Below are 21,839 nucleotides of genomic sequence, written 5' to 3' on the forward strand. Positions count from 1 at the left end.
AGCGGGGAGTAAGCGGTACACTTGCGCCCTTTACGATTGTCTGGAGTTCTTATGTCTTATCTTTGCCCGCTTTGTCATGCACCGCTTGATCCCAAAGGGAAGAGCTTTGTTTGCCCGCAAGGCCACCAATTTGATAAGGCAAAAGAGGGATATGTGAATTTGCTGCCAGTTCAGCATAAGCGTTCAAAAGATCCCGGTGATAGCAGCGAAATGATGCAGGCCCGCAGAACATTCCTTGATGCCGGGCACTATCAGCCGCTGCGTGATGCTATCTGCCTGATTTTAGAACAAGCTGCGCCAGTTACGTTGCTGGATATAGGCTGTGGGGAAGGGTATTACACGGCTGGTTTTGCACAGATTGTTGCAAAACATGAAGGAATGACCTGGGGATTAGATGTTGCAAAAGTAGCGATTCGCTATGGGGCAAAGCGCTATCCGCAGGTACAGTTCTGTGTGGCATCAAGCCACCGTTTGCCATTTGATGGTAATAGTCTGGATGCCGTAGTGCGTATTTTTGCTCCATGCAAAGCGGAAGAGCTTGCGCGGGTGGTTAAACCTGGCGGCATCGTCATCACTGCCACGCCGGGCCCACGCCATTTAATGCAGCTGAAAGGTTTAATTTATGACAATGTGGTACTGCATAGCACGGAGTCTGAATCCTTACCCGGTTTTATAGCAGAACAGACGCAGAGCATTGGCTGGCCAATGACGTTACAGGGAAATGAAGCGGCTGCGCTATTGCAAATGACGCCGTTCGCCTGGCGTGCCCGCCCGGAAGTGTGGCAGGCTTTGACGGCTGAAACGGCATTTGTTTGTGAGACAGATTTTGTGATCCGCGTCTGGCGACGCGAAGCATCAGTTTAGTGCGCTGAAGTGGCTATAAAGAATCTGACAACCAATCCCAATTAATACCACTCCGCCGAGGATCTCGGCGCGCTTACCGAGCAGCGGGCCGATAAAGCGGCCCAGCATCATACCCAGCGTGGACATAATCATGGTCGCGCAACCAATGGCCAAAGCGGTTTCAATGATATTGACTTGCAGGAATGCGAGGCCGACACCAACTGCCATAGCATCAAGACTCGTGGCGATAGCCGTGGTGACTAATAGCCAAAATCCATGACGTTGTAGCTTTGGCGCTTCTTCATCATCATTGCCGCGCACACCTTCATAAATCATACGAATGCCGAGAAATACGAGCAGGATGAATGCAACCCAATGATTCCATTCCAGTACAACCTGGCTTGCCAGAAGACCGAGGCACCAGCCGATAAGCGGGGTGATAGTTTCGATTACACCAAAGATAAGCCCGGTTCGTAAGGCCTCGGAAAACTTAGGTTTATGGAGAGAGGCACCTTTCCCGATTGACGCAGCAAAAGCATCCATCGACATGCCAAAAGCTAGAATAATAGTAGCGGAGAGATTCATGCAAACGCCTCAGTTGGGAATATCCATATACACGTCAACCATCCCCAACTTAAATGATGGTTACGTGCCTATGGTCTCGCCTACTCAGTATTTGAGTCGTACATGCCACGTTATAATTCTTGCTTAAACAAGTAACGAGTATGTTGACATGTACATTTTCGCAATCGCGAAAATCGGCTACTCCCCAACGACGGGCGCAACCTTAACATATTCTTTAAAGATAAAACAATAATTGAAGTTGTTATTCTTAATGTTTAAATGATAACGATTTTCATTTGCTTTGATTGATGAGCGAATTGTTATAATAAGAGCACACTAATTGTGCGAAATAGCAGTGGCTATATTTTATACGTCGTTCAATAAATATATGAATATAGACTTTGCTATGTTGGTAACTTATTGAGTAATCACCATAAACTTATAAATCTTCTCCAGGTCATCAATGTTTTTCACCCGGACAAGCAAGCGGCGTTGTTCTAATTGCAATACCAGAACACCATCCTCAGATAAATTAATTTCTTTAATTCGGGAATATAAAACCCACACATTCGCGAAGAAGAAGCCTTCAGCTTTAAACAGTAATTTAGGTTGTCTAATCCACGAAATATAAAGAGCAATGAGTGCCAGCGCAGATAATAACCATGTAGTGACCGGAGCGCCGCCAGAGGTGACGTTGTTGTAGATTAGGATAGCAACCAACCCGAAGAAAATGGTTCCGTCGATACGGTTACGGCGCAGAAGGGGCACTTTAAGTAGAGTTTTGCCTTTGAGTTTATCCATGATGAACTCATCGTAAACCGCCCAGGCAAGCAACAGCACAATAAATACCAGCAGAACTACATCCGTCAAAGTCATAACACTACCTTCACTCTAAACAATAAAAAACCGGGGCAAAGGCCCCGGTTCGTATAAAAAACTAATTAAAGACCTAGCAGGCCGATAGCATAACCGACAATACCGATAACGAAGAAGCCCATGATGATCCACAGCGCGTTGACTTTCTTACGCAGCAACCACATACAAGCGAACGTTAACAGCAGTGGCACAAGGCCCGGCATCAACTGGTCAAGAATAGTTTGAACAGTGGTCACTTTCACCGCGCCAGTCTGGTCGGTAATCTTCGACACGACTAGCGGTATATTAACGTGTGTCCACTTGTTAACCAGCGCCCCCATGACAAACAGGCCGAGAATTGACGCCCCCTCAGTCAGTTTTTGCAGGAAGCCGCCACCCATATCCTTAACGATATCGATCCCTTTGCGGTACCCGTAAGCGACGCCGTAATAACGAGTCAGCAAACGCACGGCGTTAAACAGGATGAAGAACAACAGTGGGCCAAGTAGGCTACCGCTCATTGCGATACCAGCACCAAGTGCTGCAAACACTGGACGTACAGTGCCCCAGAAAATTGGATCACCTACACCCGCCAGAGGCCCCATCAAACCAACTTTGATACCGTTAATGGCACCATCGTCAATCTCTGCACCGTTTGCACGTTGTTCTTCCATCGCAAGCGTAACGCCCAATACAGGAGCCGCAACGTATGGATGGGTGTTAAAGAACTCCAGGTGACGTTTAATCGCTTGTTTACGGGCATCGTTATTTTCAGGATACAGGCGTTTAATTGCCGGAATCATGGAGAAGCAAAAGCCCAACGCTTGCATACGTTCGAAGTTCCAGGAACCCTGGAAAAGGTTTGAACGCAGGAACACGCCACGAATATCACTTGGGGTGAGTTTCTTCTCGGTAGTCGTTGTTTTGGTGGTATCAACCATTTCGCTCACCTATTAATCTAATTCGTTATCGAGATCGTTAGCACCGGCAGCAGGCGCTGGAGCACCGGCAGAACGGTTGTATTTCGGGCTCAACTGGATGTACAAAATTGCCATCACAGCACCAATCACACCCAGTGCAACCAGGTTGAAGTTGGTGAAAGCCGCGGTAACGAAGCCCAGATAGAAGAATGGCATCAGGTAGCCTGCGCGCATCATGTTGATGACCATCGCATAACCCACCACAACAATCATGCCACCGGCGATGTTCAGACCGCTGGTTACCACTTCAGGAATGGCATTGAGCATGTTCTGTACTTCGCTAGTACCGACGGAAACTGCGACGATAACGGCAGGAATTGCGATACGCATTGCTTGCAAGAACAGGGAGGAAACGTGAATCCAGGAGAGCGCCGATAGGTTGCCATTTTCGGCAGCCTTATCTGCTGCGTGCTGGAAGCCCACGGTAATAGTACGAACGATAATGGTCAGAACCTGGCCTGCTGCAGCCAGTGGAATGGCCAGAGCAATACCAGAACCGATGCCCTGATGCCCGGCTATAACCAGTATGGTTGAGATAATTGACGCAAGTGCTGCATCGGGAGCAACTGCCGCACCGATGTTCATCCAACCCAACGCGATCATTTCAAGCGTACCACCGATAATAATACCGGTTTTCATATCACCGAGTACCAGACCAATTAAGGTACAAGCGACCAGCGGACGGTGGAACTGAAATTCATCGAGCACCGACTCCATACCGGCAATACAGGCTACGACAAACACCAGCACAATCTGAAGAGTGGTAATCTCCATTGTACTTCTCCTTAAACGTATGGCTTATGTGTGAAAACTGAGCAAAACGTAGAATTAAGCAAATCACATCAGTAATTAGCTTTTCACCTTCGCGATCAGATCCATCATTTTCAATTTTTGATCGGTTGAAACTTTACGGGCTTCGAGCTCAATGCCGCGCTCGTTAAGTTTCTTGAAGGCTTCAATATCTTTTTCATCGACAGAAATCGCGTTGTTAACCTGGGTTTTACCCTGGCGGAACGCCATGCCACCGATGTTAACTGACTTAATGTCCACTCCACCTTCCACAACGCGTTCAACATCGGTTGGGTTGGTGAACAGCAGCATCACACGGTCGCCTGCATATTTCGGGTTATTCCACACGCGGATCATTTTAGCGACGTCAACGACGTGAGCCGTCACACCCGGAGGAGCAACTTGCGTCAACAGTGTTTTACGCACGGTATCGGCTGCCACTTCATCACTGACAACAATAATGCGTGATACGTTGGTTTCTTTGGTCCAGCGGGTAGCGACCTGGCCATGAATTAAACGGTCATCGATACGCGCAAGACCGATATTCATATAGTCATTTGGACCCATTGGCTTGAGCGGTGCTGCGGCTTTAGGTGCAGCAACAGGCGCAACAGGAACATCTTTTTCAACAGGTTTAGCTTTCAGGGCTTTAACCCCTTCACGGCCTGTTTCAACAGCAATTGCCACTAACTCATCAAATGAAGGGTTATCATCACGAGCCATCAAGGTTTCAACCAGCATCGGAATATTGACCCCGGCGACGACCTCGTAATGCTCTTTATCGACGACAATACGGCTGGCTGCATTAAACGGGCTACCACCCCAAGTATCGACGAGAAACAGCACACCTTTGTCGGTGTTCAGGTTTGCCAGTTGAGCGTTGTATTTTTCAATCAGAGTTTCGGCGTTTTCACCAGGAACGAAATCTATCCAGCCAACGTTTTCTTGTTCGCCTAATAGCATTTCAGCGGTTTTCAGCAATTGTTCTGCTGCCCAGCCATGCGTGCCTATGACAATAGCAATGGTCACTTGCTACCTCCTGTGTTGGTATACCCGTCATACTTCAAGTTGCCTGTGCGTTGACTTTTCTCGCTTATCCCTGTCATCTACTTGACGGGGGATTCACTGTGTCGCCGCCTTCATGCAACTCGAACTATTTTGGCTATTAACTACACCCTTAAATGGGTGTTTTGTAGATTATCCGTTTCATGAGCGAATCGATTCAGATAACGGTATGAGTAAAGATGTGCAACTTGAGACGGATTTATTTTAGACAGTGAAAAAATTATTTTATGTGATGAAGATCCGTAATTTAGCTTTGTTACAAACATATTGTTTCGCGGTGCAAATTATAGGCGAGGTCAATGACAGTAAAATTGCAAAATCAGGTAAATCTTTGCAAAAGGGTATTTTGCTCTGATATTGTTTGCGTCTCGTTTAATTGCTCAGGAGTAAAGGGCAGTAGCCCACCGTATGGACCGTCACCGACGTCTTTTCAATTTCAGGTCTGAAAATTCAGCCCTTCACACTGGCGTTTCACGCCCCGTTAATACCTCAATTTGCCTCTTTGCGTCCGCATTGCGCGCGATGCCGATGAGTTATTCCCAAAGCAGGAGCCTGTCATGGAACTCTTAATGGATCCCCAAATATGGGTGGGTTTACTGACGCTGATTGTGCTGGAAATAGTGCTGGGTATTGATAACCTGGTCTTTATTGCCATTCTTGCGGATAAACTTCCACCAAAACAAAGAGATAAAGCGCGTCTTATCGGTTTATCCTTGGCTTTGGTAATGCGACTGGGCTTATTGTCGTTAATTTCATGGATGGTGACACTAACGCAACCCCTGTTCAGCGTTGGCGAAATGACGTTCTCCGGGCGTGATCTCATTATGCTATTTGGTGGCCTGTTCTTGCTGTTTAAGGCAACGACAGAGCTGCATGAGCGGCTGGAAAACCGCCAGCATGATGATGGACATGGCAAAGGCTATGCCAGCTTCTGGGTTGTGGTATTGCAGATTGTGGTACTTGATGCCGTGTTCTCACTTGACGCGGTTATTACCGCTGTGGGGATGGTAAATCATCTGCCAGTGATGATGGCGGCGGTAGTCATTGCGATGGGTGTGATGTTGTTAGCATCGAAACCGTTAACGAATTTTGTTAACCAACATCCGACGGTCGTTGTGCTGTGCCTGAGCTTCTTGCTAATGATTGGTCTGAGCCTGGTAGCAGAAGGCTTTGGTTTCCATATTCCGAAAGGTTACCTGTATGCGGCAATCGGTTTCTCGATAATCATCGAGTTTTTCAACCAAATTGCGCGTCGTAACTTTATTCGCCATCAGTCAAATGTACCGTTACGTGCCCGTACTGCTGATGCGATTTTGCGTTTGATGAATGGCAAACGCCAACAGCGTTCTTCAAATGAAGACAACAAAACCATCACACCAATTGAAGCTGAATCTTTTGCTGAAGAAGAGCGTTATATGATTAACGGTGTGCTGACTTTAGCATCTCGTTCGCTCCGCAGCATTATGACGCCGCGTGGTGAAATATCATGGGTGGATGCTGATAAAACCACTGCTGAAATTCGCGAGCAACTGCTGGAATCTCCGCATAGTTTGTTCCCGGTTTGTCACGGTGAGCTTGATGAAATCATCGGCGTCGTGCGTGCCAAAGAGTTGCTGGTAGCACTAGAAAATGGTGGTGATGTGGTTTCTATTGCTTCACGGTCACCTGCGATTGTGGTTCCGGAAACGCTGGACCCGATTAACTTGCTGGGTGTGCTTCGCCGTGCTCGCGGTAGTTTCGTTATCGTTAATAACGAATTTGGTGTGGTTCAAGGCCTGGTCACGCCGCTGGATGTTCTGGAAGCTATCGCTGGTGAATTCCCTGATGCCGACGAAACGCCAGAAATCGTACGTGATGGCGATGGTTGGTTAGTTAAAGGCTCAACCGATCTGCACGCGATTCAGCAGCATCTTGATATCAACACTCTGGTTAACGATGAGGAAGATATTGCCTCTATCGCCGGTTTAGTTATCGCGGTGAATGGCCAAATTCCTAAAGTGGGTGATGTTATTGAGATGGCTCCGCTTCGAATCCAGATTGTGAAGGCCAACGATTACCGTGTGGACTTGGTTCGTGTGGTAAAAGAACGCTCTGAACATGAAGATGAAGAAGAGTAAATTAGCGTAGCGGGAAAATGGGAATAACATGACCATTCCGGCGCGGGGGCGGCGTGCTGCCCCCTAACCACCGTGGGAACTCCTTCAAAGGCATTGGCCGCGCATACAAAAATCCTTGTAATACATTTACGCCGTGGCTACGCAGATACGCTGCTTGCTGCGGCGTTTCCACTCCTTCAGCCACTAAACCAATGTTCAGCCGTTGCGCCAGGGCAATAATAATGTCAGTGACTGTCGAATTGACTGCGTCGGTCCCAATCGCTGCGGTAAAAGATTTATCGATTTTCAGCACGTTTGGATTTAACGTTTCAAGATAAGCCAGCGAGCTCTGACCTGTACCGAAATCATCAATAGCCAAATCGACCCCCATGCGATGTAAATCTCGTATCACCCGCAGATCGACATCCGGTAAAGCATCTCGTTCCGTAAGTTCAAGAGTCAGTTTCTGGATAGGGTGGGCAGGAAACCAGTGGTGGCGTAAATCTTCGATAATCTCCCCATTATGGAAGTGAATAGCCGCGATATTGATTCCGATATTGAAATCAGGGGATTTCGGAAAGATATCAATATTACGTACTGTTTCCGCGAGCACAAAACGTGTTAATGGTGCTATCAAATTTTGCTGTTCAGCAAGCGGGATAAAGACCTCGGGTGAAATCCAGCCCTGGCGGGGATTATTCCACCGCAAAAGTAGCTCCACACCAACACATTGAAGATTGCGTGAGCTGACGAGTGGCTGGCAAAAAACTTCGAACTCATTCAGGGCAAGCCCAAGATTAATTTCCCAGGAAAAACTCATTCGGTTTGCTGTGGCAAGCCATGTTATATAGCCGAGCAACATGCTGAGAATAAGTGCCAGGGGCAGTTGTGTTGGCATATTTTGTAATGCCAGTTGACTGGAGGATGGGCCAATTATAGTGACGGAAAAAGGAAAAACATCGGATGCCAGCTCATGGCTGACTTGCCCTTGGTCAACAGTAATTCGGGGTAGGAGCCCTTTACCATATTCATAATGCGAATCAGCGATATTTAGCATCGCACGGGATACCCAGGGACGTCTGGGTTCAAGCATAAATCCCGCTAGCAATTCAATATTAATAATTTGCAGGACTCCGTCGTGCTGACTATTGCGCACAGGATGCCATGAAAGAAGAATCGGCGTGCCTTTAAGTAATGTATGGTCTATCGAGAGAAATAAGAGTGGTAATGGTGATGGCAAGCGGGGTTGCACCAGGTCAACCGGTATTGAACGCGGGCCGAAAATACTTGAGCAATAAAAGATATCATCCTTAATTAGACCAATATCTCGTACTGTTTGCATACGCGCCACTAATTCACGCATCTTCAGTTGTGCGGCTTCACATGACAACCCCATTAACTGCATAGCATCTTTGCTTGCCAGATCAAGCGGTATCAGGACGTTTTCAAGTGAACTGACTGCTCTTTGGTTAAATGCGTGCATGCGTTGTTCATTCGAATCACGATCGGCAATATAGCGCGCACTGAGTGTCAGCAGCAGGGCTAATACGGCTAACGCAACGCAGACAATTAAACGTCTGCGGCGATAATCTCTTAATATGCGTTGTGCCGTCTGCATCCGCGATCACCTTGTTTAGAACCGTGACCGAAATCGGCACACAGAACATTCCAAGTGTAGTGGGGGATTGGATACACGATGGTAAAATCATACTTTAAGATGAATGCCGGTGAGTAGGTTAGCCCTCTTTGCAGAGGGCCAGAAAGGATTAGTCACACTGTACTTTGATAGCCAGACCACCACGTGAAGTTTCACGATATTTGGCGTTCATGTCTTTGCCTGTCTCGTACATGGTTTCGATAACCTTATCGAGTGAGACACGCGGTTCACTGGTACGGCGCATCGCCATACGGGTAGCATTAATCGCTTTTACCGAGGCAATGGCGTTACGTTCGATACAAGGTACCTGAACCTGACCTGCAACCGGGTCGCAGGTTAAACCCAGGTTATGTTCCATACCGATTTCCGCTGCAACACAAACCTGCTCCGGGCTTGCGCCTAAAATTTCAGCAAGACCTGCGGCAGCCATAGAACAGGCCACGCCCACTTCACCCTGACAGCCGACTTCTGCACCAGAAATAGACGCATTCATCTTGTAGAGCGCACCAATTGCACCTGATGCGAGGAAGTAGCGGATATAGGTATCCGGGCTGACTGACTCGATAAAATGGTCATAGTACGCAAGCACAGCAGGAACAATACCGCACGCACCGTTAGTAGGCGCAGTTACCACACGCCCACCTGCAGCGTTTTCTTCGTTAACTGCCAGCGCAAACATGTTCACCCAATCGACCACGTTCATTGGGTCGTTGGAGAGTTTGTCGCTAGAAACCAGCATACGGCGCAATGCAGAAGCACGGCGTGGCACACGCAATGGGCCAGGCAGAACGCCTTCGGTGTTCACTCCACGGTCAATACAGGCACGCATGGTCTGCCATACGTTGGCAAAATACTCTTCAATCTCTTTGCGGCTATGCAAAGCCAGCTCGTTCTGCATGATCACGCCAGACAAGGACATCCCCGTCTCTTTACAGTGCTTAAGCATCTCTTCGGCAGAATTGAACGAATAAGGCACAACAATTTCGTTGGCTGCTTCTTTGCCGAAATTTTCTTCATCAACGATAAAACCACCGCCGATGGAATAGTACGTTTTGGTGTAGATCTCTTGATCGCCACTAAACGCATGGATAGTCATGCCGTTTTCATGCAGCGACAGGTTGTCGTTGCGGAAACACATACCGGAATCTTTCGGGAAATCAACTTCATGACGACCCTGGGCCAGCCACAAACGGCCACGGGTTTCTACATCACGGATAAACGCAGGGATTGAATCGATATCAACGGTGGCAGGTTCGTTACCCGCAAGACCCATGATAATAGCGATATCGGTATGGTGCCCTTTACCTGTCAGAGACAGGGAGCCGTAAACATCGACCGCAATACGCGTCGTGCTTTCCAGTAATCCTTTTTCGACCAGATCATCGACAAACAACTTACCGGCCTTCATCGGACCGACGGTATGGGAACTGGATGGCCCAATGCCGACTTTGAACATGTCGAATATGCTAATCACACAAAACTCCTTCCAAGGCACCAGATAAATAAAATTTGCTGCTGCAAAATCGCAGTCAGCTAGTTTAAAAATTTATTGCTCACTGTTGTAAACTATTCACATGAATTAAACTAATGGTTAACGGTAACTTGACTAATCCGGCCTGCGAATGCGGTGGTAGGGGATAAGTATAGGGTCATTCACCATTTATTATTACCCATGACACATACAAGGGAATAAAACTGCAGCAAGACACTCTGCTAAATATAGACGTTTTTACAGGATTAAAGAGTGATCAGGGTTCCACGCTTATCTGTAAGGCTAATTCACGGATGATTCCGGCCGTCATGCCCCAGACAAAATAGTGCTGATACCATGAAAGCCAGACTCTATGGGCGTTGCCACGACGGTGAATATCCAGCGGATGGTAACGGCCAAGTGTGAGGGCCTCCATCAATGGCATTTCAAATACTGCCGCGACTTCATCCTCGCTGGCATGGTAGGGCAGGTTGGGCGGAATGATGCCTACGACAGGGGTGACCTGAAATCCTGTAACGCTATCAACCGGCGGCAAAGTACCAATCACTTCGACGCTGTCAGGAGAAATAGCGACTTCTTCCCAGGCTTCGCGCAGCGCGGCCGCAATTAACGACTCATCGGTGTCATCAACCGCTCCACCGGGGAAGGCCACCTGGCCGGCATGTTTGCGCATCGTAGCTGAACGTTGTGTCAGCAACAGCCCTGGTTGCGGGCGGCGGACGACAGGAATCAATACGGCGGCCTGGCGTTTATTACCGCTCATCCGCGTTGCGGGCGGTTGTAGCAGTTGGAAACGCGATAAAAAATCGTTCATGGTCAAGGTGGAACCAGACATTCATCAACTCTCTAATTGCGGCAGGATACGATTAACTTTATCAAATGTTTCCTGATATTCCGCTGATTCAACACTATCGGCAACTATGCCACCACCTGCAGAGCAGTACAGTTTGCCGCCTTCGGCGGTGAGTGTCCTGATGGTAATGCTGGTGTCCATATTGCCGCAGAAGCTCAGATAACCAATGCTGCCACACCACGCATTGCGCCGTTGCGGCTCAAGTTCTTCGATGATTTCCATGGCTCGTACTTTTGGTGCTCCGGTAATAGAACCTCCCGGGAAGCACGCACGCAGTAAATCTGTTGCCTGTAAATGTTTTGGCAATTGTGCTGTGATCGTACTGACGAGGTGATGAACTGCCGGGAAGGGCTCGACAACAAACAGTTCTGGTACTTTTACGCTGCCCGGTACGGCAACCCGGCCAATGTCATTACGCAATAGGTCGACAATCATCAGGTTTTCGGCACGATCCTTTGGCGAATTGGCGAGTTTTTCAGCTTGCTGCGCATCAGCAATCGGATCGGCAAGGCGTGGCAAAGTGCCTTTAATTGGGCGCGTCTGGATATTCTTGCCTTCGAGCAAAATAAAACGCTCAGGAGACAGGCTAAGAATTACGCTTTCCGGTAGACGAATAAAGGCGCTAAATGGAGCACGATTAGCGGCGTTAAGTTGCTCGAATGCTTGCCATTCATCACCTTCGTAACAGGCGTTAAAGCGCTGCGCGAGATTGACCTGGTAACAATCCCCGCTTTTGAGATATTCCTGTACCTGGCGGAATTTAAGTCCATACTGCTCGCGGGTCATACTGGAGCGCCACGCGCTCGTCAGGCGAAATGGCTCTACAACCGGAGCTATTTGCGCTTCCAGCCAGTTAAGTCGTGCAGAATATTCACCCCAGCAAATAAGCGTGAGCTTTTTAAGTTTATGGTCGGCAATCAAAGCCCAGTCATAAATGCCAATTGCCATGTCCGGAGTGTTGAGATCGGCCTGGGCAATTTCTGGTACTTTTTCGAAATGACGACCCAAATCATAACCAAATAACCCCAACGCACCGCCTAAGAAAGGTAATTCAGGGTGAGTTGCTGGCTTATAGCCAAAACTGTCCAGCGTTTGCTGCAACAGTTGTAGTGGGTCACTATGATAAGTCGAGCTAACTCCTTCCACGCAGATTGTCGTTTGAGCACCACTGGTGACTAACGTTGCACGCGGCTCGGCCACCAGAATATCAAAGCGATTATGGGGATGCTCAGCAAAGCCAGAATGCAGCAGCATGGCCCAGGGTTGCTGTGCAATCGCTTTGAAAGTGTGTTGAACGGCATTCGGATGCCATGGCAAAGTGCGAAAAGTTAGAGTTTGCAACGTCATGAACCACAACTAAAAAAGAGACAGATCATCCTGCTTACCTGGAAACCCTCTGGAATCAATGAAAGCAGCGTGAAATAATTAACCCAGGCAATGTAACAGGAGTCGAAAATGTTTTCAGGTTTACCAGCATTATCCCACGAGCAGCAGCAAAAAGCCGTTGAGCGAATTCAGGAGCTGATGGCGAACGGCATGAGCAGTGGTGAAGCCATCACTATGGTCGCAGCAGAAATTCGTGCCAATCATACCGGTGAAATGGTCGCAGTCCGTTTTGAGGATGATGATGTCGGCGACGCCGAAAGCGATGAAGACACCGCTAACGATGATGACGAAGAAAGATACGTTGACCATTACGAAGAAAACGACGACGACAAATAACGCGGGCCGTAACCCGCGCATGGCTTACACCGCCGCAATAATCTTAATTTCTACTTTGTAGCGCGGGTTCATTAATTTTGCCTGCACGGTACAACGTACCGGCGCATGGCCCGCGACAACCCACTCATCCCAGGCCTTATTCATCGCGGCAAAGTCAGTACTTTCTGGCAGGAAGATCGTGGCGTCCAGGATCTTACTCTTATCACTGCCTTGTTCGAGCAGTACTGCGTCGATCTGCGCAAGGGTGTTTGCGGTTTGTTCGTAAGCATCCGCATCCAGATTTTCCGGCACACCGGTGTAGTACAGGGTGTTGTTATGAATCACCGCATCAGACCAACGTGCTTCCGGTTTTATACGCACAATACTCATCACTGTTTCCTTTTCAGCTCACTGATATTGCGCTACAGCCTGCCACAATCCGCTGGTGGCTTCCACAGGCTTGCTGGATTAACACCGCCTGGGCTGACATAATCGCGCTCATAACCCAGGGGGTATTGTGATAGACGATTTTGCAGCAGATGGTCAACTCGCCACGGCGATAAAAGGTTTTAAACCGCGTGAACCGCAACGGCAGATGGCGGAAGCCGTCACCAACGCTATTACTTCCGGACGAGAGCTGGTGGTGGAAGCAGGTACAGGCACCGGTAAAACCTACGCTTACCTGGCCCCAGCTCTGCGTTCAGGCAAAAAAGTCATTATCTCAACCGGATCAAAAGCACTTCAGGATCAGCTCTTTTCTCGCGATCTACCAACGGTTGCTCGTGCGCTCGATTTTAAGGGGCGACTGGCGCTGCTAAAAGGGCGATCTAACTATTTGTGCCTGGAGCGTTTAGAGCAACAGGCGCTGGCGGGTGGTGATCTTCAGGTTCAGACGTTAAGCGATATCGTTAAACTGCGTGGCTGGGCGATTGAAACCGTTGACGGAGATATCAGCACCTGCGCAAGTGTTGCTGAAGACTCAGCCGTTTGGCCGATGGTCACCAGTACGAACGATAACTGTCTTGGACAAGACTGCCCGCTCTACAAAGATTGTTTCGTGGTCAAAGCGCGTAAAAAAGCCATGGATTCGGATGTGGTGGTAGTGAATCACCATCTCTTTCTGGCCGATATGGTGGTGAAAGAGGGCGGTTTCGGTGAACTCATTCCCGAGGCCGAAGTGATGATTTTCGATGAAGCGCACCAAATTCCGGATATCGCCAGCCAATATTTCGGCCAGTCTGTTTCAAGTCGGCAGTTGCTCGATATTGCCAAAGACATCTCTATTGCCTACCGCACAGAAGTGCGTGATGCGCAGCAGCTGCAAAAAAGTGCTGACCGCCTGGCGCAGAGCACACAAGATTTTCGTCTGCAAATGGGCGATCCCGGCTATCGCGGTAACCTGCGTGAATTGCTGGCTGAACCGTCGATTCAACGTGCGTTGCTGCTACTCGATGATGCACTGGAGCTTTGCTACGACGTGGCGAAACTTTCACTAGGTCGTTCGGCATTGCTGGATGCGGCATTTGAGCGGGCAGTGATTTTACGCGGGCGTATCAAGCGATTGAAAGAGGTTGATACACCGGGCTATAGCTACTGGTATGAATGCAACGCGCGCAACTTCACGCTTGCTCTGACGCCGTTGTCGGTTGCCGATAAATTCCAGGAGGTGATCAGCCAAAAAGCAGGAACCTGGATCTTCACCTCGGCAACGCTTTCAGTAAATGATCAGCTTAGCCACTTTACTGAACGCCTGGGAATCGCCAACGCAGATACGCTGTTACTAGCCAGTCCGTTTGATTATGCCAGTCAGGCATTATTGTGTGTTCCGCGTGGGTTACCCACCCCGAACCAACCGGCTGCAGGCAGGCACCTTGCCAAAATGCTCAAACCGCTAATTGAAGCCAACAACGGTCGTTGCTTCATGCTGTGCACATCTCACTCGATGATGCGGGATTTAGCAGAACAATTTCGCGCCACCATGACGCTGCCTGTTTTACTACAAGGTGAAACCAGTAAAGGCCAGTTATTGCAGCAGTTTGTTGATGCGGGTAACGCCTTGCTGGTTGCCACCAGCAGTTTCTGGGAAGGTGTTGATGTGCGCGGTGATACGCTCTCCCTGGTGATTATCGACAAACTGCCGTTTACCTCCCCGGACGATCCGTTGCTCAAAGCCCGTATGGAAGATTGCCGCCTGCGCGGGGGCGATCCTTTCGAAGATGTGCAACTCCCCGATGCGGTGATCACCTTAAAACAGGGGGTAGGCCGCTTAATTCGTGACGTTGATGACCGTGGCGTGCTGGTAATTTGCGATAACCGCCTGGTGATGCGCCCTTACGGTGCTGTGTTCCTCAATAGCCTGCCACCGACCCCGCGTACACGGGATATAAATCGGGCAGTTGAGTTCCTTAACTTCCGCCCGGCGCAGTAATTTGTGCCAGGCTATGGTATGATGCGCGCCGATTTTTGACCCTACTTTTTACTGCCAGAGGTTGGCAAATCATGCGAATTTTAGCCATCGACACCGCGACAGAAGCTTGTTCGGTTGCCCTGTATAACGAGGGGACTTCCTGTGCCCGTTTCGAACTCTGCCCACGTGAACATACCCAACGCATATTGCCGCTTGTTCGCGATATTCTCAATGAAGGTGGTGTTGGTCTGACCGCATTGAACGCCCTTGCTTATGGCCGTGGTCCTGGTAGTTTTACCGGCGTGCGCATAGGCATTGGTATTGCGCAAGGGTTGGCGCTTGGGGCTGAATTGCCGATGATTGGCATATCTACACTTGCCACCATGGCGCAAAGTGCATGGCGTGTGACGGGCGCTACCCGTGTGCTGGCCGCAATTGACGCACGTATGGGAGAAGTTTATTGGGCTGAATATCAGCGTGATGCAAATGGTGTCTGGCACGGTGAAGAAACTGAAGCGGTGTTAAAACCAGAAGCGGTTGCTCAACGGTTGAAACAACTACAGGGTGAGTGGGCTACTGTGGGAACTGGTTGGCAGGCCTGGCCGGATATGGCGCAGGGCAGCGAGCTGGTTATCCGTGATGGAGAAGTTACCTTGCCTGCGGCAGAAGATATGTTGCCTTTGGCGATTCAGGCATTAAATGCCGGAAAGACAGTTGCGGTTGAAAATGCCGAACCGGTTTATCTGCGTAATGAAGTGACCTGGAAGAAACTGCCTGGCAGAGAGTAGTTCCCGACGTTTTCGTAAAGCGAAATTGCGTTAAGGAGAAAGGATATGGCTGGTTTACATGTCAGGATTGTTACCCGGGTTTTAGCCACCGCGGCAGTCATTGTGCTTAGCGGTTGCGTCAGCATACCTGATGCCATAAAAGGTACCAGTGCCATGCCTCAACAAGATTTAGTCCGGGTGATGAATGCACCACAGCTCTATATCGGGCAAGAAGCACGCTTCGGCGGGCGAGTGGTGAATATTGATAATAAGCAGGGTAGAACACGGCTGGAAATTGCCACCGTTAATCTCGATGAAGGTGCGCGACCAGAGTTAGGGGAGCCTTCTAAAGGACGTATCTACGCGGATGTGAACGGTTTCCTCGACCCTGTAGATTTCCGCGGTCAACTGATTACCGTGGTTGGCCCAATTACCGGTGTAGTTGAAGGTAAAGTGGGTGAGAGTGCGTACAAGTTTATGGTAATGCAAGTGAATGGCTATAAACGCTGGCGCGTCACTCAACAAGTGGTAATGCCACCACAACCGATAGACCCGTGGTTCTGGGGCGGGCCGTATCCTTATCGTGGTCGGTATGGTTATGGCGGTATGTGGGGCGGTGGATGGTATAATCCAGGCCCGGCACAGGTGCAGACAATCGTAACTGAGTAACAAAATGCTTTACTGAAACGAAGAGGCAGCGGCATGTACGCTGTCTCTTCGTTTTATCATGGAATAAAAATAATTAGTGATGCGCTTCGCAACCTTAAATCAGTCTAATTAATAAACTGGTACGCTGAGTTAATATTATGTTAACGGTGTGTTTATGTATTGGGGTTGTGATGACGACGAATATTAAATTCAGAGGTGGATCCTTGAAGAAGGTTTGGCTTAACCGCTACCCAGCCGATGTTGCGGCTGAGATAAATCCTGACCGTTATCAGTCCCTGGTTGATATGTTTGAGCAAGCAACGGCACGTTATGCCGACCAGCCTGCATTCATGAACATGGGCGAAGTGATGACGTTCCGTAAACTGGAAGAGCGGAGCCGTGCGTTTGCTGCGTATTTACAACAGGGTCTGGGCCTGCAAAAGGGCGACCGTGTTGCGTTAATGATGCCGAACCTGTTGCAGTATCCGGTCGCGCTGTTTGGTATTTTGCGTGCAGGTATGGTGGTGGTGAATGTTAACCCACTGTACACGCCGCGAGAGCTTGAGCATCAGCTTAATGACAGCGGTGCCAGTGCGATTGTGATCGTTTCGAACTTTGCTCACACCCTGGAAAAAGTGGTAGATAAAACCCAGGTAAAACACGTTATTTTGACGCGTATGGGCGATCAGCTCTCTGCGGCAAAAGGTACGTTGGTTAACTTTGTTGTTAAGTACGTCAAACGTCTGGTGCCGAAATACCATCTTCCTGATGCCATTTCATTCCGTAGTGCTTTGCAACACGGATACCGTCTTCAATACATCAAGCCTGAAATAATCAACGATGACCTCGCATTCCTGCAATATACCGGTGGAACGACGGGTGTTGCCAAAGGGGCGATGCTGACGCACCGCAATATGTTGGCGAATCTTGAACAAGTTAGAGCGGCCTACAGCCCGTTACTGTTTGAACGCAAAGAGCTGGTGGTTACCGCATTGCCGCTCTATCACATCTTCGCTTTGACTATGAACTGCCTGCTATTTATTGAACTTGGCGGCCAGAATTTACTGATTACCAACCCGCGTGACATCCCGGGACTGGTCAAAGAGTTGGCTAAATATCCATTCACCGCCATGACTGGCGTAAATACGCTGTTTAATGCGTTGCTCAATAACAAAGAATTCCAGCAGCTCGATTTTTCGAGCCTGCACCTTTCTGCTGGCGGCGGTATGCCTGTGCAGCAAGTGGTAGCCGAGCGTTGGGAGAAACTAACAGGACGCTTCCTGCTTGAAGGTTACGGCCTGACCGAGTGTGCCCCATTAGTGAGCGCAAATCCCCACGATATGGATTACCACAGTGGCAGTATCGGTTTACCTGTGCCTTCCACTGAAGTAAAACTGATCGACGATGAAGGTGAAGAAGTCCCGCCAGGCGAACCTGGGGAGCTATGCGTCAAAGGCCCACAGGTGATGCTGGGGTACTGGCAGCGTCCGGATGCAACGGATGAAATTCTGCAAGATGGTTGGTTGCGTACCGGTGATATTGCGGTGATGGACGACGAGGGTTTTATGCGCATCGTCGATCGCAAAAAAGATATGATCCTGGTCTCGGGCTTTAACGTCTATCCGAACGAAATTGAAGACGTCGTTATGCAACATAGTGGTGTGCTTGAAGTGGCAGCCGTTGGTGTTCCTAATGGAGCATCTGGTGAAGCGGTAAAAATCTTCGTGGTGAAAAAGGACGCATCACTCACCGAAGAAGCACTGATTGTTTTTTGTCGTCGTCATCTTACTGGCTACAAAGTGCCTAAGCTGGTGGAGTTCCGCGAAGAGCTGCCAAAATCGAACGTTGGCAAAATATTACGACGAGAACTACGTGACGAATCGGTCAGTAAAGGCAACAATAACGCCTGAGCTCCGAGTCAGTCGCCCTAACGCCGGTTCTGCCGGCGTTTTTTATGGGCGCAAACCTAAGAGAACTGAATTTGACTTACCAAATGATTACTACCGACGAAGGCCTGGCTACTGTTTGTGAGGCTGCACGTCAATTTCCGGCCATTGCGCTGGATACTGAATTTGTTCGTACGCGGACATACTACCCGCAACTGGGGTTGATCCAGTTGTACGACGGTGAAACCGCTTCGCTTATCGACCCGCTGACGATTTCTGATTGGTCACCGTTCAAAACGTTGTTGCAAGACACGGCGGTGATTAAGTTCCTGCATGCAGGTAGCGAAGACCTGGAGGTGTTCCTCAATGCGTTCGGCATGTTGCCCGATCCGTTCATTGATACACAAATTCTGGCGGCTTTTAGCGGGCGTCCACTCTCCTGTGGTTTTGCCACTATTGTTGAGTCGTTTACCGGGATTGCACTGGATAAAAGTGAATCCCGCACCGACTGGCTGGCTCGTCCTCTGACTGAGCGTCAGTGTGATTATGCTGCTGCTGATGTGCTCTATCTTTTGCCTATTGCGCACAAGTTGATGGAAGAGACACAAGCCGCTGGCTGGATGGATGCGGCCCTGGATGAATGCAACCTGATGGCTTCACGCCGCCAGGATGTTCTCGATCCTGAAGAAGCCTGGCGTGAAATTGGTAACGCATGGCAGTTAAGAACGCGCCAGTTGGCTTGCCTGAAGAAACTCGCATCGTGGCGTCTGCGTAAAGCACGCGAGCGTGATATGGCGGTTAATTTCGTCGTGCGTGAAGAACACCTCTGGCAGGTTGCACGCTATATGCCGGGATCTTTAGGTGAACTTGAACATCTGGGCCTGAGCGGCAGTGAAATTCGTTTTCATGGTAAAACGCTGTTGGCATTGGTTGTTGAAGCCCAGGCATTATCTGATGATGAACTACCTGAACCACTGAGTAATCTTGTCGATATGCCGGGATATCGCCGCGTATTTAAAGCTATCAAAGCGTTGGTGCAGCAGGTGAGTGAAACTTGCGGTTTGAGTGCAGAATTACTCGCTTCACGCCGACAAATTAACCAGTTGCTGAATTGGCACTGGCAATTAAAAACCCAGACTACACAGCCGGAATTAATCAGTGGCTGGCGTGGACGTGTAATGGGTGAAGCTTTAAAAACGTTGTTGGCAGATTTTTAATATTTACCGAAAGTCACTGGGAATAATTACAGGGTTCTACTTGGTAATAATAGAATATTTCCATTAACTTTTAAGAATAGTCTGTTTTAAACGTGGTTATTGCGTAAAAATAAATAAGCCTCCGGGATAATTCCAGGAGGCTTATTACGTAAAGTGTATTACGCGGATTTTGTTGTTGCTTCCTGAGTTTCTGGCAACGTTACGTTAAGCTCCAGAACAGAAATATCGTCATCCTTTTGATCGAGAACGACAGTTAACATCTCTGGGTCAATTTTTACATATTTGCAAATGACTTCCAGAATATCGCGTTTTAGTTGCGGCAAATAATGAGGTTCACTATCACCACGACGACGTTCTGCGACGATAATTTGCAGACGCTCTTTTGCAATGTTGGCGGTATTCTTTTTCCGCGAGAGAAAAAAGTCTAGTAATGCCATAACTTATCCTCCGAACAGGCGTTTGAGGAAGCCTTTCTTCTCTTCTTCAATGAAGCGGAAAGGGCGATCTTCGCCAAGCAGGCGCTCAACAGTATCTGCATAAGCTTTACCAGCGTCAGCTTCCTGGTCAAGAATGACCGGCTCACCCTGGTTTGAAGCACGCAGCACAGATTGATCTTCAGGAATAACCCCAACCAATGGGATGCGCAGGATTTCCAGTACATCTTCCATGCTTAGCATGTCGCCACGGTTTACACGGCCCGGGTTGTAGCGAGTTAACAGTAGGTGTTCTTTAATTGGCGCTTCACCGTTTTCGGCACGGCGAGATTTTGAAGAAAGAATGCCGAGAATGCGGTCTGAATCGCGTACCGATGAAACTTCAGGGTTAGTCGTAATAATCGCTTCATCAGCAAAATAGAGCGCCATTAATGCGCCTGTTTCGATACCCGCAGGTGAGTCGCAAACGATAAACTCAAAGTCCATATTTTTCAGATCTTCGAGTACTTTCGCCACACCTTCGCGGGTAAGCGCATCTTTATCGCGGGTCTGTGATGCCGGAAGAATATAGAGTTGCTCGGTGCGCTTATCTCTAATCAACGCCTGGTTTAATGTGGCATCGCCCTGAATAACGTTAACGAAGTCATAAACTACACGACGCTCACAACCCATGATTAAATCCAGGTTACGCAGGCCAATATCAAAATCGATAACGACGGTTTTTCTTCCCTTTTGGGCCAAACCCGTAGCGATGGCCGCGCTGGACGTGGTCTTACCGACGCCCCCTTTACCCGACGTAACAACAATAATGCGTGCCATAAAGGAATTCCTTGTTAAAAGGGCTTAATTCAAAGATTGAACGGAGAGAGCACCACTTGCCAAACTCAGGCGCGCCGCTTTCCCATAATAATCGGCTGGTATTTGTTCACTCAGCCAGTATTCACCCGCTATTGAAACCAGCTCAGCAGCAAGATTAGTACAGAATATTTGTGCATCACGATCGCCACTGGCACCCGCCAGCGCGCGGCCACGCATCATGCCGTAAACATGAATATTACCATCTGCTATAAGTTCTGCACCGGCACTGACGTGATTGGTGATAATCAAATCACAGTTTGGCGCATAAATGCGCTGGCCGGAACGAACCGGAGCATCAATCAAACGCGTTTTTGTGATCGGGCTAACAATTGGTTCAACTGGTGCCGCAACCTCTGTGGGAGCGGCGCTGGAACGCGAACTCTTTTCTTTCCCTTCAGTCAGCAGTGGCAAGCCTGCGCGTTCAATTTCTCTCTTCAACGCTTCGTCTTTACAACCACTGATACCGACTACTCGCAAACCGGAAGAAACTACCGCTTGCTGGACCTTCTTCCAGTTAACTGAACCATCGAGGTTGGCAACATTCACCACCACTGGCGCATTTTTCAGAAAGGCCGGAGCCTGGGATACTTTGTCCTGAAGGGCCTGGAGAATGACTTCGGGTTGTGCATCATGTAAATGAAGCACTGATAAGGTAAAACTGCTGCCTTTTAACTCGATTGGCGTGTTTGACATCCTGGCCTTACTCAATTCAGTTTTATTCCCCACC

Annotated in this window: 21 protein-coding genes and 1 riboswitch; of the genes, 8 read left to right on the forward strand and 13 right to left on the reverse strand. The window is 48.9% G+C overall.

Going from position 1 to position 21,839, the window contains the following annotated elements; translation table 11 throughout:
* The first annotated feature begins 51 nt into the window (after positions 1 to 51).
* Positions 52 to 864: a 23S rRNA (guanine(745)-N(1))-methyltransferase gene (rlmA, locus tag IX31_RS00795; RefSeq protein ID WP_034455190.1), complete on the forward strand. Its 813-nt coding sequence runs from the start codon at positions 52 to 54 to the stop codon at positions 862 to 864.
* Here the strand turns inward: rlmA and mntP are convergent.
* From mntP to manX, 5 genes are all read right to left on the reverse strand, one after another.
* Positions 856 to 1,428, reverse strand: coding sequence for a manganese efflux pump MntP (gene mntP / locus IX31_RS00800; RefSeq protein ID WP_034455192.1), 573 nt, complete (start codon positions 1,426 to 1,428; stop codon positions 856 to 858). The two genes, rlmA and mntP, sit on opposite strands and share 9 nt — an antisense overlap.
* 2 nt (positions 1,429 to 1,430) lie before the next feature.
* Positions 1,431 to 1,626: riboswitch (yybP-ykoY riboswitch) on the reverse strand.
* Positions 1,627 to 1,824: 198 nt separating this feature from the next.
* Entirely contained in the window at positions 1,825 to 2,283 is a 459-nt protein-coding gene (locus tag IX31_RS00805) for a DUF986 family protein (protein ID WP_034455194.1), read from the reverse strand.
* Positions 2,284 to 2,348: 65 nt separating this feature from the next.
* Entirely contained in the window at positions 2,349 to 3,203 is an 855-nt protein-coding gene (locus IX31_RS00810; protein ID WP_034455196.1) for a PTS mannose transporter subunit IID, read from the reverse strand.
* Between the two features lie 12 nt (positions 3,204 to 3,215).
* On the reverse strand, positions 3,216 to 4,016 hold the full coding sequence (locus tag IX31_RS00815) for a PTS mannose/fructose/sorbose transporter subunit IIC (RefSeq protein WP_034455198.1): 801 nt from the start codon (positions 4,014 to 4,016) through the stop codon (positions 3,216 to 3,218).
* Positions 4,017 to 4,091: 75 nt separating this feature from the next.
* Entirely contained in the window at positions 4,092 to 5,060 is a 969-nt protein-coding gene (gene manX, locus IX31_RS00820) for a PTS mannose transporter subunit IIAB (protein WP_034455201.1), read from the reverse strand.
* A 593-nt stretch (positions 5,061 to 5,653) separates the two neighbouring features.
* Here manX and yoaE point away from each other — a divergent pair.
* Complete coding sequence (gene yoaE, locus IX31_RS00825; protein ID WP_034455203.1) at positions 5,654 to 7,213, forward strand: CNNM family cation transport protein YoaE; 1,560 nt, start codon at positions 5,654 to 5,656, stop codon at positions 7,211 to 7,213.
* A 1-nt stretch (position 7,214) separates the two neighbouring features.
* Here yoaE and IX31_RS00830 read toward each other — a convergent pair whose 3' ends face one another.
* The 4 genes from IX31_RS00830 to pabB all read right to left on the reverse strand — a co-directional run bounded on the left by IX31_RS00830 (position 7,215) and on the right by pabB (position 12,535).
* The gene (locus tag IX31_RS00830; RefSeq protein ID WP_034455204.1) at positions 7,215 to 8,810 is read right to left on the reverse strand and encodes an EAL domain-containing protein; all 1,596 of its coding nucleotides are present in this window, start codon (positions 8,808 to 8,810) and stop codon (positions 7,215 to 7,217) included.
* A 148-nt stretch (positions 8,811 to 8,958) separates the two neighbouring features.
* Positions 8,959 to 10,323, reverse strand: coding sequence for an L-serine ammonia-lyase (gene sdaA, locus IX31_RS00835; RefSeq protein ID WP_034455206.1), 1,365 nt, complete (start codon positions 10,321 to 10,323; stop codon positions 8,959 to 8,961).
* Between the two features lie 274 nt (positions 10,324 to 10,597).
* Entirely contained in the window at positions 10,598 to 11,176 is a 579-nt protein-coding gene (locus tag IX31_RS00840) for a CoA pyrophosphatase (RefSeq protein ID WP_034455208.1), read from the reverse strand.
* A gap of 3 nt (positions 11,177 to 11,179) precedes the next feature.
* Positions 11,180 to 12,535: an aminodeoxychorismate synthase component 1 gene (pabB, locus tag IX31_RS00845; RefSeq protein ID WP_241767154.1), complete on the reverse strand. Its 1,356-nt coding sequence runs from the start codon at positions 12,533 to 12,535 to the stop codon at positions 11,180 to 11,182.
* A 114-nt stretch (positions 12,536 to 12,649) separates the two neighbouring features.
* On the opposite strand from pabB, the gene IX31_RS00850 reads away from it, so the two are divergent.
* A complete protein-coding gene (locus tag IX31_RS00850) occupies positions 12,650 to 12,916 on the forward strand; it encodes a YoaH family protein (RefSeq protein ID WP_034455212.1) in 267 nt (88 codons plus the stop codon).
* 24 nt (positions 12,917 to 12,940) lie between these two features.
* Here the strand turns inward: IX31_RS00850 and IX31_RS00855 are convergent, their stop codons facing one another.
* Positions 12,941 to 13,285: a RidA family protein gene (locus IX31_RS00855; RefSeq protein WP_034455214.1), complete on the reverse strand. Its 345-nt coding sequence runs from the start codon at positions 13,283 to 13,285 to the stop codon at positions 12,941 to 12,943.
* Positions 13,286 to 13,412: 127 nt separating this feature from the next.
* On the opposite strand from IX31_RS00855, the gene IX31_RS00860 reads away from it, so the two are divergent.
* The 5 genes from IX31_RS00860 (at position 13,413) to rnd (ending at position 19,820) form a co-directional block, all read left to right on the forward strand.
* The gene (locus IX31_RS00860; protein WP_034455215.1) at positions 13,413 to 15,323 is read left to right on the forward strand and encodes a DNA repair helicase YoaA; all 1,911 of its coding nucleotides are present in this window, start codon (positions 13,413 to 13,415) and stop codon (positions 15,321 to 15,323) included.
* Between the two features lie 71 nt (positions 15,324 to 15,394).
* Positions 15,395 to 16,090: a tRNA (adenosine(37)-N6)-threonylcarbamoyltransferase complex dimerization subunit type 1 TsaB gene (gene tsaB, locus IX31_RS00865; protein ID WP_034455217.1), complete on the forward strand. Its 696-nt coding sequence runs from the start codon at positions 15,395 to 15,397 to the stop codon at positions 16,088 to 16,090.
* A gap of 45 nt (positions 16,091 to 16,135) precedes the next feature.
* Positions 16,136 to 16,738 carry a Slp family lipoprotein gene (locus tag IX31_RS00870; protein WP_034455219.1) on the forward strand — a complete coding sequence of 201 codons (603 nt, stop codon included), beginning with the start codon at positions 16,136 to 16,138 and terminating at the stop codon, positions 16,736 to 16,738.
* 203 nt (positions 16,739 to 16,941) lie between these two features.
* Positions 16,942 to 18,627: a long-chain-fatty-acid--CoA ligase FadD gene (gene fadD / locus IX31_RS00875; RefSeq protein ID WP_122973974.1), complete on the forward strand. Its 1,686-nt coding sequence runs from the start codon at positions 16,942 to 16,944 to the stop codon at positions 18,625 to 18,627.
* Positions 18,628 to 18,698: 71 nt separating this feature from the next.
* Entirely contained in the window at positions 18,699 to 19,820 is a 1,122-nt protein-coding gene (gene rnd, locus IX31_RS00880) for a ribonuclease D (protein WP_198528559.1), read from the forward strand.
* 158 nt (positions 19,821 to 19,978) lie between these two features.
* Here rnd and minE read toward each other — a convergent pair whose 3' ends face one another.
* The 3 genes from minE to minC are packed head-to-tail and all read right to left on the reverse strand — an operon-like array spanning position 19,979 to position 21,805.
* Entirely contained in the window at positions 19,979 to 20,257 is a 279-nt protein-coding gene (minE, locus tag IX31_RS00885) for a cell division topological specificity factor MinE (RefSeq protein ID WP_034455225.1), read from the reverse strand.
* A 3-nt stretch (positions 20,258 to 20,260) separates the two neighbouring features.
* Positions 20,261 to 21,073: a septum site-determining protein MinD gene (gene minD / locus IX31_RS00890; protein WP_034455226.1), complete on the reverse strand. Its 813-nt coding sequence runs from the start codon at positions 21,071 to 21,073 to the stop codon at positions 20,261 to 20,263.
* A gap of 24 nt (positions 21,074 to 21,097) precedes the next feature.
* Positions 21,098 to 21,805 (reverse strand): septum site-determining protein MinC, encoded by a 708-nt coding sequence (minC, locus tag IX31_RS00895; RefSeq protein ID WP_034455228.1) that lies wholly within the window; start codon positions 21,803 to 21,805, stop codon positions 21,098 to 21,100.
* Positions 21,806 to 21,839 lie beyond the last annotated feature (34 nt).

The sequence above is a fragment of the Buttiauxella noackiae genome (genome assembly GCF_000737905.1).
GTDB lineage: Bacteria > Pseudomonadota > Gammaproteobacteria > Enterobacterales > Enterobacteriaceae > Buttiauxella > Buttiauxella noackiae.

Bases quoted from the DNA above. Each gene is read 5' to 3' on its own strand.
- minD (WP_034455226.1), bottom strand. From the start codon at position 21,073: ATGGCACGCATTATTGTTGTTACGTCGGGTAAAGGGGGCGTCGGTAAG.
- IX31_RS00840 (WP_034455208.1), bottom strand. From the start codon at position 11,176: ATGTCTGGTTCCACCTTGACCATGAACGATTTTTTATCGCGTTTCCAA.
- mntP (WP_034455192.1), bottom strand. From the start codon at position 1,428: ATGAATCTCTCCGCTACTATTATTCTAGCTTTTGGCATGTCGATGGAT.
- tsaB (WP_034455217.1), top strand. From the start codon at position 15,395: ATGCGAATTTTAGCCATCGACACCGCGACAGAAGCTTGTTCGGTTGCC.
- IX31_RS00830 (WP_034455204.1), bottom strand. From the start codon at position 8,810: ATGCAGACGGCACAACGCATATTAAGAGATTATCGCCGCAGACGTTTA.
- minE (WP_034455225.1), bottom strand. From the start codon at position 20,257: ATGGCATTACTAGACTTTTTTCTCTCGCGGAAAAAGAATACCGCCAAC.
- IX31_RS00850 (WP_034455212.1), top strand. From the start codon at position 12,650: ATGTTTTCAGGTTTACCAGCATTATCCCACGAGCAGCAGCAAAAAGCC.
- yoaE (WP_034455203.1), top strand. From the start codon at position 5,654: ATGGAACTCTTAATGGATCCCCAAATATGGGTGGGTTTACTGACGCTG.
- IX31_RS00855 (WP_034455214.1), bottom strand. From the start codon at position 13,285: ATGAGTATTGTGCGTATAAAACCGGAAGCACGTTGGTCTGATGCGGTG.
- IX31_RS00805 (WP_034455194.1), bottom strand. From the start codon at position 2,283: ATGACTTTGACGGATGTAGTTCTGCTGGTATTTATTGTGCTGTTGCTT.
- IX31_RS00810 (WP_034455196.1), bottom strand. From the start codon at position 3,203: ATGGTTGATACCACCAAAACAACGACTACCGAGAAGAAACTCACCCCA.
- IX31_RS00870 (WP_034455219.1), top strand. From the start codon at position 16,136: ATGGCTGGTTTACATGTCAGGATTGTTACCCGGGTTTTAGCCACCGCG.
- IX31_RS00815 (WP_034455198.1), bottom strand. From the start codon at position 4,016: ATGGAGATTACCACTCTTCAGATTGTGCTGGTGTTTGTCGTAGCCTGT.
- rlmA (WP_034455190.1), top strand. From the start codon at position 52: ATGTCTTATCTTTGCCCGCTTTGTCATGCACCGCTTGATCCCAAAGGG.
- minC (WP_034455228.1), bottom strand. From the start codon at position 21,805: ATGTCAAACACGCCAATCGAGTTAAAAGGCAGCAGTTTTACCTTATCA.